The organism is Nocardioides sp. AX2bis (assembly GCF_902506435.1).
Taxonomy (GTDB): domain Bacteria; phylum Actinomycetota; class Actinomycetes; order Propionibacteriales; family Nocardioidaceae; genus Nocardioides.
Map to the genome: position 1 here is coordinate 386,310 of NZ_LR733215.1, position 13,728 is coordinate 400,037.

Annotated in this window: 12 protein-coding genes; 9 read left to right on the plus strand and 3 right to left on the minus strand. The window is 74.0% G+C overall.

What is annotated here, in order from left to right:
• Positions 1–6 precede the first annotated feature (6 nt).
• Entirely contained in the window at positions 7–2,286 is a 2,280-nt protein-coding gene (gene purL / locus GV155_RS01925) for a phosphoribosylformylglycinamidine synthase subunit PurL (RefSeq protein WP_160004721.1), read from the plus strand.
• Positions 2,287–2,380: 94 nt separating this feature from the next.
• On the opposite strand, the gene GV155_RS01930 is transcribed toward purL, so the two are convergent.
• Positions 2,381–3,229: an SCO6745 family protein gene (locus tag GV155_RS01930; RefSeq protein ID WP_160004723.1), complete on the minus strand. Its 849-nt coding sequence runs from the start codon at positions 3,227–3,229 to the stop codon at positions 2,381–2,383.
• Between the two features lie 125 nt (positions 3,230–3,354).
• Here GV155_RS01930 and GV155_RS01935 point away from each other — a divergent pair, with 125 nt between their 5' ends.
• The 4 genes from GV155_RS01935 (at position 3,355) to GV155_RS01950 (ending at position 6,021) form a co-directional block, all read left to right on the plus strand.
• Positions 3,355–4,017: a class I SAM-dependent methyltransferase gene (locus tag GV155_RS01935; protein ID WP_201300021.1), complete on the plus strand. Its 663-nt coding sequence runs from the start codon at positions 3,355–3,357 to the stop codon at positions 4,015–4,017.
• A 105-nt stretch (positions 4,018–4,122) separates the two neighbouring features.
• Positions 4,123–4,698, plus strand: a complete 576-nt coding sequence (locus tag GV155_RS01940) for a dihydrofolate reductase family protein (protein ID WP_160004725.1) — start codon at positions 4,123–4,125, stop codon at positions 4,696–4,698.
• 4 nt (positions 4,699–4,702) lie between these two features.
• Positions 4,703–5,131 (plus strand): alternative ribosome rescue aminoacyl-tRNA hydrolase ArfB, encoded by a 429-nt coding sequence (arfB, locus tag GV155_RS01945; protein ID WP_160004727.1) that lies wholly within the window; start codon positions 4,703–4,705, stop codon positions 5,129–5,131.
• A 38-nt stretch (positions 5,132–5,169) separates the two neighbouring features.
• Entirely contained in the window at positions 5,170–6,021 is an 852-nt protein-coding gene (locus GV155_RS01950; RefSeq protein ID WP_160010712.1) for an alpha/beta hydrolase, read from the plus strand.
• A gap of 10 nt (positions 6,022–6,031) precedes the next feature.
• Here the strand turns inward: GV155_RS01950 and GV155_RS01955 are convergent, their stop codons facing one another.
• A complete protein-coding gene (locus tag GV155_RS01955) occupies positions 6,032–6,889 on the minus strand; it encodes a DNA-formamidopyrimidine glycosylase family protein (protein ID WP_160004729.1) in 858 nt (285 codons plus the stop codon).
• A gap of 135 nt (positions 6,890–7,024) precedes the next feature.
• Between GV155_RS01955 and GV155_RS01960 the strand changes: the two genes are divergently transcribed.
• From GV155_RS01960 to GV155_RS01975, 4 genes are all read left to right on the plus strand, one after another.
• Positions 7,025–7,384, plus strand: a complete 360-nt coding sequence (locus tag GV155_RS01960; protein WP_160004731.1) for a sterol carrier family protein — start codon at positions 7,025–7,027, stop codon at positions 7,382–7,384.
• Between the two features lie 26 nt (positions 7,385–7,410).
• On the plus strand, positions 7,411–8,784 hold the full coding sequence (locus tag GV155_RS01965) for a dipeptidase (RefSeq protein WP_160004733.1): 1,374 nt from the start codon (positions 7,411–7,413) through the stop codon (positions 8,782–8,784).
• A gap of 74 nt (positions 8,785–8,858) precedes the next feature.
• A complete protein-coding gene (locus tag GV155_RS01970; RefSeq protein ID WP_160004735.1) occupies positions 8,859–11,243 on the plus strand; it encodes a molybdopterin cofactor-binding domain-containing protein in 2,385 nt (794 codons plus the stop codon).
• A 29-nt stretch (positions 11,244–11,272) separates the two neighbouring features.
• Positions 11,273–11,764: a (2Fe-2S)-binding protein gene (locus GV155_RS01975; protein WP_160004737.1), complete on the plus strand. Its 492-nt coding sequence runs from the start codon at positions 11,273–11,275 to the stop codon at positions 11,762–11,764.
• 20 nt (positions 11,765–11,784) lie between these two features.
• Here GV155_RS01975 and GV155_RS01980 read toward each other — a convergent pair.
• Positions 11,785–13,728, minus strand: a 1,944-nt coding sequence (locus tag GV155_RS01980) for a sensor histidine kinase (protein WP_236553860.1), incomplete at its 5' end; no start/stop codon positions are given.

The following is a 13,728-nucleotide window of genomic DNA, read 5'->3' on the forward strand; positions in this document are numbered from 1 at the left end:
GCGGCCGTGCTCGACACCGTCTCCGCCGCCGCCCAGGACCCCGATCGCGAGCAGCCGTTCGCCGAGCTCGGGCTCGCCGCCGACGAGTACGCCCGGATCCGCGAGATCCTCGGCCGTCGCCCCACCGGCAGCGAGCTGGCGATGTACTCGGTGATGTGGAGCGAGCACTGCTCCTACAAGTCCTCCAAGGTGCACCTCAGGCAGTTCTCCGAGATCCCGCAGGAGACGCCGGCCGGGCCGATGCTGGCCGGGATCGGCGAGAACGCCGGCGTGCTCGACATCGGGCAGGGGTACGCGGTCACGTTCAAGGTCGAGTCGCACAACCACCCGTCGTACGTCGAGCCGTACCAGGGCGCCGCGACCGGCGTCGGCGGCATCGTCCGCGACATCCTGGCGATGGGCGCCCGACCGGTCGCGGTGATGGACCCGCTGCGCTTCGGCCCGCTGCACGCCGAGGACACCCGCCGGGTGCTGCCCGGGATCGTGGCCGGCGTCGGCGGCTACGGCAACTGCCTCGGCCTGCCCAACATCGGCGGCGAGGCGGTCTTCGACGCCTCCTACCTCGGCAACCCGCTGGTCAACGCGCTGTGCGTCGGGGTGCTGCGCCACGAGGACCTCCACCTCGCGCAGGCGTCGGGCGAGGGCAACCAGGTCGTGCTCTACGGCGCGCGCACCGGTGGCGACGGCATCGGTGGTGCCTCGATCCTGGCCTCGGTGACCTTCGACGAGGACGGGCCCGCCAAGCGCCCGAGCGTGCAGGTCGGCGACCCGTTCATGGAGAAGCTGCTCATCGAGTGCACCCTCGAGCTCTTCGCCGCCGGCGTCGTGGCCGGGATCCAGGACTTCGGCGCGGCCGGCATCTCCTGCGCCACCTCCGAGCTGGCCGCGGCCGGCGACGGCGGCATGCACGTCGAGCTCGACAAGGTGCTGCTGCGCGACTCCTCGCTGTCGCCGGAGGAGATCCTGATGAGCGAGAGCCAGGAGCGGATGATGGCGGTGGTCCACCCCGACCACGTCGCCACCTTCCTCGAGATCTGCGCCAAGTGGGACGTCGAGGCCACCGTGGTCGGCGAGGTCACCGGCGACGAGCGGCTGCGCATCGACTGGCAGGGCGAGACCGTCGTCGACGTCGACCCACGCACCGTGGCCCACGACGGGCCGGTCTACGAGCGGCCGCTGGCCCGCCCGGACTGGCAGGACGCGCTCCAGGCCGACCGCGCCGAGCTGCTGCCCCGCCCGGGCACCCCGGCGGAGCTGCGCGAGACCCTGCTGCGCCTGGTCGGCTCGCCGAACCTCTGCGACAAGTCCTGGATCACCGACCAGTACGACCGCTACGTGCGCGGCGACACCGTGCTCGCGCAGCCCTCCGACGGCGGCGTGCTGCGCATCGACGCCGAGTCGGGGCTGGGGGTCGCCCTGGCCACCGACGGCAACGGCCGCTACGCCAAGCTCGACCCGTACGCCGGCGCGCAGCTCGCCCTGGCCGAGGCGCACCGCAACGTCGCCACGGTCGGCGGCCGGCCGCTCGCGGTCAGCGACTGCCTCAACTTCGGCTCGCCCGAGGACCCGGCGGTGATGTGGCAGTTCGCCGAGGCCTGTCGGGGCCTGAAGGACGCCTGCCTGGCGCTCGGCACCCCGGTCACCGGCGGCAACGTCAGCCTCTACAACCAGACCGCCGAGACGCCCATCCTGCCCACGCCCGTCGTGGCCGTGCTGGGCGTGCTCGAGGACGTCGCCCGACGTACCGCCTCGCACTTCGCCCACGCCGGCGAGGCCGTCCTGCTGCTCGGCGACACCCGCGAGGAGCTGTCGGGCTCCGAGTGGGCGCACGTCGTGCACGACCACCTCGGTGGGCTGCCGCCGCTGGTCGACCTCGACGCCGAGCAGGCCCTGGCCGCCCTCCTGGTCGAGGCGTCGGCCGGGATGCTGGTGACCAGCGCGCACGACCTGTCCGACGGCGGCCTGGCCCAGACCCTGGTCGAGGCGGCGATCGGCGGCCGCGGCGAGCGGGTCGGCTGCACCGTCGCGCTGGACGGGGTGGCCGGCGGCGACCCGTTCGTCGCGCTCTTCTCGGAGTCCGCGGCCCGCTGCGTGGTCACCGTCTCGGAGACCGGCGTCGAGGCGCTGATCGCCCTGGCCACCCACCACGGCGTCCCACTGACCCTCCTCGGCACGACGGGCGGCGACGCCCTGGTGGTCGGTGCGGGCGGAGAGACGGTGCTGGACGTGCCGCTCGAGGAGCTGCACGCGACCTGGACCGCGACGCTGCCGGCCGTCCTCGGCTGAGCTCGGTCAGCAGGCCCGGGACGTCATCCGGAGGGTGGCTACGTCTCCACCCTCCGTATGACGTCCCGGGCCACCACCTCGGCGCCGGTCAGGCTCAGGCGAAGACACCGCCGGGGAACGCCCCGGCGGCGACGGCCTGCTTGGCGAACGGGCGCGCCAGCTCGCGCAGGCGGGTGGCCTTCTCCTCGCCCAGCGCGGCCCAGGGGGCCAGGCCGAGGCGGTCGGTCTCGGCCTCGACCTGCTCGCGCAGAGCGATGCCGTCGTCGGTCAGGTCGCCGCCGGGCGTCATCAGGCCCCGGTCGGCCAGCGCGTCGACGCTGGCCTGCCACTCCTCGGCCGACCAGCCGCGGGTGGCCTGGGCGGCCGGGACGGTGAAGCCCTTGCCGGTGGCGGTGTGGCTGACCAGGGCCTCGCGGCCGGTGAGCCCGGCGTGCAGGAGGGCGGCCACGTGGCCGTCGCCGCGGTGCTCGCGCACCAGGGTCAGCGCGTGGAACAGCACGAGGTGCGGGTCCTCGGGCCACGCCATGTCGGCGTGCGCGGCGTGCAGGGCGCGGCCGTCGGGCGTGCACCCCTCCGCCAGCTCCCGCGCGATCCCGGCGGCCTCGGCCATCTCGGCGGAGGCGACGACCTCCTCGCCGAGCAGGTTGCGGTAGGCCGCGTCGACGCCGCGGTAGCGGGCCTCGTGGACGTCCTCCGGCGAGGCGATCTCCCAGGCCGAGGGGATGAAGTGGCCGACCAGGGAGGGGTTGAAGACGTAGAAGGTCGCGGCGACCGGGCCGCCACCGACACGGCCCATCGGAGCGGCACGGCCGGCGAAGTAGCACATCCGGCCCTTGCGGAGCCCGAGGTCGACCAACGCCGACTCGACCTCCGCGGAGAAGTAGCAGAGGGCGTGCAGGGTCTCGAGGGAACGCGCGGTGCGTCCGGCGTCGTGGGCGTCCATGGGCACATGTGTACACCGCGCGCCCGCCGGCGTCCCACGCCCGTCACCCGCGCCAGGACCCCGCAGGTCGTTGCCGATCGGCAACAGGGTTTGTCGTCGCGACCGTCAGGGAGCAGGCTGGACGCATGAGCGCCCCGCACCCCGACCAGCCCGACGACGCCGAGATGCGCCGCCTGTTCTTCGAGAGCCCCGCCTGGGACGAGCGGTACGCCGCCGCCGACCGGATCTGGAGCGGGCGGGTCAACCCGGTGCTCGCCACCGAGGCCGTCTCGCTGGCGCCGGGCCGCGCGCTCGACGTCGGCAGCGGGGAGGGCGGCGACGCGATCTGGCTCGCGACCCAGGGCTGGGAGGTCGTCGGGCTCGAGTTCAGCCGGGTCGCCCGGGAGCGCGCCGCCCAGCACGCCGCCGACACCGGGGTGGACGGCCGTACGACCTGGCGGGACGCCGACGTGCGCACCTGGGAGCCCGGCGAGGAGCGCTGGGACCTGGTCACCTCGCACTTCTTCCACCAGCCCGACCAGCGGCTGCCCGACGTCGTACGACGCCTCGCCGGTGCGGTCGCTCCCGGCGGCACGCTGCTCGTGGTCGGGCACCACCCCGCCGACCTCGGCACCGGGGCCCGGCACGGCGACCCCACCTGGCTCTTCACCGCCGAGGAGCTCGTCCCGGCGCTCGACCCGGACGCCTTCGAGCTCGAGGCCGTGGAGGCCCGGACCCGGACCGGTCCGCACCCCGAGGGCGGCACCGCCGAGTTCACCGACGCCGTCCTGCGGGCCCGCCGCCGCTGACGCCGGCCCGACGGGCCGATGAGTCCCGGGCGTCGGCGCGGTCGGAGAGGATGAGACGCGCCCGCCACCCCGGAGCGGGCGCCCACAACCGGGAGGACCCCCCCCATGGGACGCATCGTCGCCTGCTTCTTCACCACGGTCGACGGGGTGGTGGAGTCGCCGCACGAGTGGCACTTCCCCTACTTCGACGACGCCATGGGGCGCGCTGTCGACCAGGTTGCCGGCGAGGCCTCGGCCTACCTGATGGGACGCGTGCTCTACGACCAGTGGTCGCAGTACTGGCCCGGCAACACCACCGACGAGTTCGGCGAGGTCATCAACCCGATCGCCAAGTACGTCGTCTCCTCGACGCTCACCTCGGCCGACTGGGAGAACACCACGGTCATCCCGGGCGACGACGCCGCGCGCCGGGTCGCCGAGCTGAAGGCCGCGACCACGGGCACGATCGCGATGTCGGGCTGCGCCACGACCGTGCGCTGGCTGCTCGCCGAGGGCCTGCTCGACGAGCTGGTGCTGCTGGTCGACCCGATCGCGGTCGGCACCGGCGCCCGGCTGTTCGAGGACGGCGACCGCACGCCGCTGACCCTGCTCTCGAGCGAGGCGTTCGACACCGGCGTGCTGCACCTGCGCTACGCCCCGGCGCCGCGGGTCGCCGAGCCGGCCGCGGGCCCGGCATCATGAGGGGATGCCCGACGACCTCGCGGTGACCAGGTCGCTGGTCATCCCCGCCGCGGAGCTGCGCGAGCGCTTCTCGCGCAGCTCCGGGCCGGGCGGCCAGGGCGTCAACACCGCCGACAGCCGGGTCGAGCTGAGCTGGGACGTCGCGGGCTCGGCCGTGCTGACCCCCACCCAGCGCTCCCGCCTGCTGGAGCACCTCGCGGGCCGGCTGGTCGACGGGGCGCTCACGATCGCGGCCAGCGAGCACCGCACCCAGCTGGCCAACCGGCGGGCGGCGCGGGAGCGGCTGACCACGCTGGTGCGCGACGCCGCCGCACCGCCCCCGCCGCCGCGTCGGGCGACCAGGCCGACCCGCGGCTCGCAGCGCCGCCGCCTCGACACCAAGAAGCAGCGCGGCGAGGTCAAGCGGGGCCGACGCGGCGGCGGGTGGGACTGACGGTCGTCGGTGCCTGGTTCGATGGCCGGGTGAGCCCGATGCGTCGCCGTACCCTCCTGCGCGGTCTCGGCCTGCTGGCCGGCGCGGGAGCCGTCGGCGGCCTGAGCAGCTGTGGAGACGACCCTGTGCCCCCACCCCCGCCCACCAGCCCCGACGGACTCCCGCAGGGCCGGCTGACCTACGGCGACGACCCCAGCCAGTACGCCGAGCTCGCCCGGCCCGCCGGTGAGCCGCGCGGCGTGGTCGTCGTGCTGCACGGCGGATTCTGGCGCGCGGAGTACGGCCTCGACCTCGGCCGACCGCTGGCCGCCGACCTGACCGAGCGGGGCTGGGCGACCCTCAACGTCGAGTACCGCCGGGTCGGCAACGGCGGGGGAGTGCCCGAGACGCTGGACGACGTCGCCGCCGCGATCGACCTGCTCGCCCGGTCCGACCTCGGCCTCGACCTGACGACCGTGGTGACCCTGGGCCACTCCGCGGGCGGCCACCTCGCGGCGTGGGCGGCCTCCCGCGGCCGCGACGAGCGCTGGGCCGGCGGGGTGGACGTGACCGCCGTGGTCAGCCAGGCCGGCGTGCTCGACCTGCGCGCGGCCACCGAGGAGGGGCTCGGTGGCGGCGCGGTCGAGGACCTGCTGGGCCACCCGTACGGTCCCGACGACGCGATCGTCGACCCCGCCCGCCAGGTCCCGCTGGACGTGCCGGTCTGGTGCGTGCACGGCGCCTCGGACCCGATCGTGCCCCCGTCGCAGTCGGTCGGCTACGTCGAGGCGGCGACCGCCGCCGGGGCGGAGGCCACGCTGGTCGAGGTGGACGGCGACCACTTCACGGTGATCGACGTGTCGTCGCCGGCGTGGGCGAGCACGGTCGACGTGCTCGACTCGCTCGCCTGAGGCTGGTCGCCTACCAGGACCCCGTCGTGCGCCGCCGCGTCTCCGGGCCGGGACCGGGCTGGCAGTGCGGGCACCACCACGTGCGCCGGTTGCCGGGGTCGTTCTCGAGCTCGGCCACCATCTGCACCTCGGTGCCGCAGCGCAGGCACGCCCGCCGCTGGCGCCCGGAGACCCAGTGCGTCTCGCCGCGGGTGCCGAGGCCGGTGGTCACCTGGTAGGCGCCCTCGACGGTGGCGGAGTGCCGCAGCGCGAGCGCGGCGCGGTCGACGAGGCGGGCGAGGTCGATGCCGCCCACGGGGGTCCAGGGGCTGACCCCGGTCAGGAACGCCAGCTCGTTGGCCCACAGGTTGCCCAGCCCGGCCATCCGGGTCTGGTCGAGCAGTGCGGTCACCAGGGAGCGGTCCGGGTCCGCGCCGAGGCGGCGTACGGCGGCCGCGGCGTCCCAGTCCGGCCGCAGCGGGTCCGGGCCGAGGTGCCCCACCAGGCGGTCCTCGTCGCGGGTGCGCACCAGGTCGAGCTGGTGCAGCCGTCGGCCCCAGCCGGTGCCGCCGGTGGTCTCGAGGACCACCCGCACCTCGTTCATCAGCCGGGTCGGCAGCCGCTTGCCGGGCCCGGTCACCGACCACTCGCCGTCCATCAGCAGGTGGGAGTGCAGCGTCACCGGCTCCGGGTCGACGCCGTCCGGCGGACCGGCGTCGAAGCGGGTCAGCAGGTGCTTGCCGTACGTCGCGTGCTCCAGCAGCGTGCGACCGGTCAGGTCGCGGGTGGCCAGGCGGGGCACGCGCAGGTCCGTACCGACGACACGCTGCCCGCGCAGCCGGCGGTCGAGCCGCCGCGCGAGCTTGTAGACGCTGTCGCCCTCCGGCACCCGGACAGTCAACCAGCGCCCCGAGGAGGCCCCTCCCACCCGCCCGGGGCGCCGGAAACGTCACCTCGAGGCGCCGCAAGCGTCATCTCGGCTGTCCGCGAGCGTCATCTCGGCGGGGGTGGGCAGACTGGGGGCGTGCCCGCCCGTCTGCGACTCCTCGACCCGACCACCGTCGCCGCCGCGCTGGCGCGCCTGCACGCGGGCGAGGAGGAGAAGGGCGACCGGCGACTGCTGGTCAAGCACTACCTCGCGGTGCTCGAGGACCGGGTGCCCGGTCGCTCGGTCGAGGTGCGGGTCCCGCCGTACGCCGCGGTCCAGGCCGTCCCCGGTGTCCGGCACACCCGCGGCACCCCGCCGGCCGTGGTGGAGACCGACGGCGGCACCTGGATCGACCTGGCCAGCGGGGCGACCACCTGGGCCGAGGCCGAGGCGGCCGGGCTGATCCGGGCCTCCGGCCAGCGCGCCGACCTCGCGCCGTACCTGCCCCTCACCTGAGGCGCGCTGCTGGCTAGCGTGGCCCCATGAGCCCAGAGAACCCCACCGGCGACCTCCGCGACCGCGTCCAGGCCCTGCTGCCCGGGCTGCGCGCCGACCTCGAAGACCTGGTCCGCATCGAATCGGTCAGCGCCGACCCCGCCCGCGCCGGGGAGGTGCGCCGCAGCGCCGAGGCCGTCGCGACGCTGCTGCGCGCCGAGGACTTCGACCGGGTCGACGTGGTCTCCGTCGAGGACGGGGCGCCCGCGGTGATCGCGCACAAGGCCGGGCCGGCCGGCGCACCGACGGTGCTGCTCTACGCGCACCACGACGTGCAGCCGGAGAACGACCACGCCGACTGGGACAGCCCGCCGTTCGAGCCGACCGAGCGGGACTCGCCGACCGGGCGCCGGCTCTTCGCGCGCGGCGCGGCCGACGACAAGGCCGGGATCGTGGCGCACCTCGGCGCCGCCCGCGTCTTCGGTGCCGACCTGCCGGTCAACCTCACGGTCTTCGTGGAGGGCGAGGAGGAGGTCGGGTCCGAGACGCTCCCGGCCCTGCTGGCCGAGCACCGCGAGCGCCTGGCCGCCGACGTGATCGTGATCGCGGACTCGGGCAACTGGGACGTCGGCGTCCCGGCGCTGACGACCAGCCTGCGCGGCCTGGTCCGCATGGACGTCACCGTGCGCACCCTCACCCACGCCGTCCACTCCGGGATGTGGGGCGGGCTGGTGCCGGATGCGCTGATGGCGCTGACCCGGCTGCTGGCGAGCCTGCACGACGACGAGGGGAACGTGGCGGTGGCCGGGCTGCACGCCGGCCCCGCCGCCGACGTCGACTACCCCGAGGAGCGGCTGCGGGCCGAGTCCGGCGCCACCGCCGACGTGCACTGGATCGGCTCCGGCAGCGCGGTGGAGCGGCTCTGGACCAAGCCGTCGCTGTCGATCACCGGCCTGGACGCCCCGAAGGTCGAGGGCGCCAGCAACACCCTGGTCCCGGCCGCGCGGGCCCGGATCAGCATGCGGATCGCACCCGGCGACACCACCGCCTCGGCCGTCGCGGCGCTCCGCACCCACCTGGAGCAGCACGTGCCGTGGGGCGCCACGCTCGACGCGGTGGTCAGCGACACCGGCGAGGCCACCCAGATCGACGCGACGGGACCGGCGTACGACGCCGCGCGCGAGGCGTTCGCGGAGGCCTGGGACGGCACGCGCCCGGTCGACATGGGCGTCGGCGGGTCGATCCCGTTCATCGCCGAGTTCCTCGAGACCTTCCCGGAGGCCAGCGTGCTGGTGACCGGGGTCGAGGACCCCGACACCCGCGCCCACGGCGCGAACGAGGGCCTGCACCTGGCCGAGTTCGAGCGGGTCGTCCTGGCCGAGGCGCTGCTGCTGCGGAACCTGGCCAGTCCCACTTCGTGAGATTCCACCGATGTGGTGAACCCTGGTGGCGGCGGTCACGTTAACACTGGGTAACCAGTCACCTTGGAGGTTCCATGACCAGCACGATCAGCAGCAACCTCGACGAGCAGGACGAGGGCGCCGGCGTCACCGGGTTCCGTCGCCGTCGCTTCCTCGGCTACGTCCTCGGGGGCAGCACCCTGATCGCTGCCGCCGAGCTGTCCTTCGCCGGCTCGGCCACCGCCGACGGGATCCCGTCCGCGCCGCAGATCCCGGAGGTCTACGACCTCGAGGACGCACAGACCGACGCGGCGCTGCCCACCTCGCAGCTGATCCAGATCGTCATCAACACCGACGGCACCGCCTCCTTCGAGCTGCCGCGCTCCGAGAACGGCCAGGGCGTGACGACCTCCACCGCGATGATCATCGCCGAGGAGCTCGACATCGCGCTGAAGAAGGTCAAGGTCACCCTGGCGCCCGCGCGCCCGGAGCTGTTCCTGAACCAGCTGACCGGTGGCTCGAACACGACCTTCTCGACCTACACCCCGATCCGGGTCGCCGCGGCGATCGCCCGCCGCGCCCTGCTCGACGCCGCGGCCAACCGGTTCGAGACCGACGCCGAGCGCCTCGAGGTGATCGCCGGCGTCATCACGAACACCGCCACCGGGGAGACCCTGACCTTCGGCGACCTCGCCGAGGAGGCTGCCGGGCTGTTCGACCGTGAGGTCGAGGTCGAGCTCAAGGACGACGCCGAGATGACCATCGTCGGGACGCCGCGGGGACGCGACGACGCGCGACTGGCCGTGACCGGCGCCAAGGACTTCGCGATGGACCTCGACATCGCGGGCGCCCTGCCCACGATGATCTGCCGGGCACCCACGCTGAACGGCACGCCGCGGGTGCTCCAGAACCGCTCCGCCATCCTGGCCATGCCCGGGGTCGCGGGCGTGGCTCAGGTCAGCACCGGCATCGCGGTGCGGGCCCGCACCTTCGGGCAGTGCATCGACGCGATCCGCGCGATGAAGGTCTCCTGGAACCAGGGGTCGGTGGAGGGCGAGTCGGACGAGACGATCCTGGCCGAGCTCCGGCGTGCGGAGCTGCCGTTCACCCCGGTCAGCCAGGTCCCGGACCTCCCGCTGCTCGGCAACAAGACCCACGAGCTGTCCTTCGAGTTCATGTTCCGCTCCTCGGCCGCGCTCGAGCCGTACGCCGCCGTGGCCGACGTCCGCGCGGACTCGGCGGAGGTCTGGGCGGGGCTGAAGTCCCCGATCCTGGCCCAGCAGGACATCGCGAAGATGCTCGGTCTCAGCCAGGAGCAGGTCACGGTGAACGTGGTCACCGGCGGTGGCTCGTTCGGGCACAAGCTGTTCAGCAACCACGCGCTCGAGGCCGCCGAGTGCTCGCGGGCCCTGGGCAACGTGCCCGTACGCCTGATGTGGCACCGCGCCGACGAGCCCCGCCAGGGCCGGCTGCACCCGATGGTGACGTCCCGGATCCGGGCGGTGACCGCTCCTGCGCTGATCGGGACCGGTCGCAAGGTCTTCGCCTTCGAGCAGCGCAACACCTCGGTGGTCACCGACTTCAGCCACGGGTTCGGCGAGGTCATCACCTCCACCGTCGCCGACCTGCCAGCGGGCCTGGGCGAGCTCAGCCTGTCGCAGACGATCTTCGTGCTCACCCAGGAGCTCGGGTACGACTTCGGCGCCGTCACCCAGCTGCTGAACGAGGTCGACAGCCGCTTCAACACCGGCAGCATGCGCAACATCTACTCCCCGGACACCCGCGTGGCCGCCGAGCTGATGGTCGACGTGCTCGCGAAGGACGCCGACAAGGACCCGCTGGAGTACCGGCTGGAGTTCCTCCGCAACGAGGAGACCAAGCGGGCGCTGGAGAAGGTGGCCGAGGAGGGCAACTGGGGGCGCAGGATGCCCGCCGGCACCGCCCAGGGCATCGCCATCCACAAGGAGTACAAGGGCGTCACCGCCTGCCTGGTCGAGATCGACTGCCGGCCCGGCACGGTCAACCGCGACATCCGGGAGGCCGTGACCGGTCCCCGGGTGACCAAGGGCGTGTTCGCGATCGACGCGGGCAAGGTGATCAACCCGCGCGGGCTGGAGGCGCAGATGATCGGCGGCTTCTCGGACGGGATCGCGATGACCCTGACCGCGAGCGTCCACCTGAAGGCCGGTCACTTCCTCGAGGCCAGCTGGGACAACTACTTCTACACCCGGCAGTGGAACGTGCCGCCGGCGCTCGAGGTGCACATCCTGCCCTCCGACAAGTCCACCCCGGGCGGGGCGGGCGAGGCCGGGGTGGCGGCGACCGCGGCCGCGACCGCGTGCGCCTACGTGCGGGCCACCGGGACGATGCCGACCCGGTTCCCGATCGCGCACGACACGTCCCTGTCCGCCTTCACGCCCAAGTCGTTCGTGCCGCCGGTCCCGCCGTCGCCCACCAACGGCCTCAAGCTGACCCGCTGATCGCGCGAGAGAGACAAAGGAACGAGATCATGCCCAAGCAGACCTTCATCCTCAACGGCAAGAGCGTCACCGTGAACGTGGCGGACGACGTCCGCGTCCTCTGGGTGCTGCGCGACATCCTCAAGGTGACCGGCCCGAAGTACGGGTGCGGCATCAACGTGTGCAAGGCGTGCACCTCGCACGTGAACGGCAAGGCCTTCAACCCCTGCGCGGTCAGGGTCGGTGACCTCAAGAGCACCGACAAGGTCACCACGATCGAGGGCCTGGCCACCCTCGACGGCCGCAAGGACCTGCACCCCATGCAGCAGGCCTGGATCGACCGGGACGTCGCCCAGTGCGGCTACTGCCAGCCCGGCCAGATCATGGAGGCCGTCGCCCTGGCGCGCCGGGTCAGGCGGGAGGGCCGCTCGATCACCGAGGCGGACCTCGACGCGATCCGCAACGTGTGCCGCTGCGGCACCTACACCCGCATCCGCGAGGCCGTGGTCCAGGGCGCGCGGGCGATGGGCCCGAACGACTGACCTGACGTCCCCGGCCCGGTTCAGGTCCCGCTGCTCGCCAGCGGCGCCTGGGCCGGGCCGTCGTCGTCCCGGTCGTCGTCGTGCGGGTCGAGGTGCGCCCCGCGCATCTGGGCGACGAGGTCGGCCTCGAGCGCGGCCTCGGCGGCCGCGCGCTCGAACTCCTCCACGCTGGGCAGGACCATGCGGAAGGTGCTCCCGACGCCGACCTCGGAGGTCACGGTGACCCGCCCGCGGTGCCGCTTGACGATCCGTCCGACGATCGCCAGGCCCAGCCCCGTGCCGCCCTGACGGCGTACGGCGGGGTCGGCGGAGCGGAAGAACTCCCCGAAGACCGCGCGCTGGTCCGCGGGCGAGATGCCCAGGCCCTGGTCGGTGCAGGTCAGGACGACCTCGCGGGCGTCCTGGGTCAGCTCGAGGCGCACCACGGTGCCCTCGCCGGAGTACTTCAGTGCGTTGCCGACGAGGTTCGAGACCACCGTGTCGAGGTCGCCGGCCAGACCCCGGACGAGCACCTGCTCGTCCGGCACCTGCACCTCGACCCGCTGCCGGCCACGCCGAGCCGGCAGGTCGTGCAGCTCGCGCACGTCGCGCACGACGTCGCGCAGGTCGATCACCGCGGGTGCGAAGACCCGGCCGGGGTCGCCGACCTTGGAGAAGGTGAGCAAGTCCTCGATGATCCGTTCCAGCCGGCTGGTGCCACGCTCCATCGCCGCCAGCGAGCGGTCGGTGCCGTCGGGCATCACGTCGCGCATCGAGCGCAGGATCTCCAGGTGGCCGGCGACGGCGCTGAGCGGGTTGCGCAGCTCGTGCGACACCGTGGCGATCAGGCCGCTCTTGTAGGCGTCGAGCTCGCGCAGCTCGGTGAGGAGCTCCCGCTCCCGCCGGTGCGCACGGGCGTTGACGATCGCGTGGCCGAGGTCGTGGCCGATGTCGAGCGCGGTCGAGCGCTCGACGTCGCTCCAGGTCGGGTCGCCGGGTCCCCGGGTCAGGGTCAGGCTGCCCAGGCACGTGCGGCCCACCCCGATCGGCACGAACAGCACCGAGCCGATCTCCTGCGGGTCGAGGTAGTCCTGGAGCAGCTGCGCCTCGGCGTCGTCGAGCCAGTCCCCCCGGGGGTGGCAGCGGTCGACCACGGAGACCTGCTGAGCCGACCAGGCAGTCCGGGCGGCGCGCTCGGCGATGTCCACGACCGGCCGCGGGATGGACGTCTCCTGCCCGTCGGCGCGGTAGACGGTGCCCACCCGGGCGACACCCTGCTCACCGAGGAGCTGGATGAAGAGTCCGCGCGCCCGGAAGCCCTCCATCACCGCGGTGTGGCTGCGGGCCAGGATCGAGGGGATCGTCTGGCGGCCCGAGCTGCGGCGCACGACGTCGCGCGCGGTGCGTGCCATCCGGGCCTGGGCGGAGAGGCGCTCGCGCTCGCGGGCGGTGACCAGGGAGCGGGCGGCGGTGGCGCAGCGCCGGTCGAGCTCGGCCAGGCGGCGCTCGTCGGGCCGCCGGCCGTCCAGGGGGAGGTCGAGCTGGACCACGCCGACCACCGCACCGTCGTCGTCGTGGGCGAGCACGGCCAGCCAGTCGTGCGGGTGCCAGCTGCCCTCGTCGTCGGCGGGCTTCTCCGGGCTGGTCCACCAGACCCGGGACAGGTCCTCGTCGGGCTGCAGCCGCCGTACCAGCGCGGCCGACCCGACCCGGGTGCCGCCCGCCATCAGCTCCTCGAGGACCGCGAGCGGGAGCCGGGTGCCGAGCAGCTCGGCGCGGGCCGTGTCGTCCCCGGTGATCGCGACGGTCTCGCACACCGCGGTGTCGTCCACGACGCCGATCGAGACCACCCCGAAGCCGGTGGTCTCGCGCAGCGCGTCGGCCAGCAGGAGCAGGGAGCCGCGGGTGGCCTCGTCGGACCAGGTCGAGCGACCTGGCTTGGCGGAGCCGCCGACGTGGGGGCGGTGGGCCGTGTGGGTCATGGG

Coding starts and splice junctions, on each gene's coding strand:
- GV155_RS01930 (WP_160004723.1), bottom strand. CDS start 3,229: ATGGACGCCCACGACGCCGGACGCACCGCGCGTTCCCTCGAGACCCTG.
- GV155_RS01935 (WP_201300021.1), top strand. CDS start 3,355: ATGAGCGCCCCGCACCCCGACCAGCCCGACGACGCCGAGATGCGCCGC.
- GV155_RS01940 (WP_160004725.1), top strand. CDS start 4,123: ATGGGACGCATCGTCGCCTGCTTCTTCACCACGGTCGACGGGGTGGTG.
- arfB (WP_160004727.1), top strand. CDS start 4,703: ATGCCCGACGACCTCGCGGTGACCAGGTCGCTGGTCATCCCCGCCGCG.
- GV155_RS01950 (WP_160010712.1), top strand. CDS start 5,170: ATGCGTCGCCGTACCCTCCTGCGCGGTCTCGGCCTGCTGGCCGGCGCG.
- GV155_RS01965 (WP_160004733.1), top strand. CDS start 7,411: ATGAGCCCAGAGAACCCCACCGGCGACCTCCGCGACCGCGTCCAGGCC.
- GV155_RS01970 (WP_160004735.1), top strand. CDS start 8,859: ATGACCAGCACGATCAGCAGCAACCTCGACGAGCAGGACGAGGGCGCC.
- GV155_RS01975 (WP_160004737.1), top strand. CDS start 11,273: ATGCCCAAGCAGACCTTCATCCTCAACGGCAAGAGCGTCACCGTGAAC.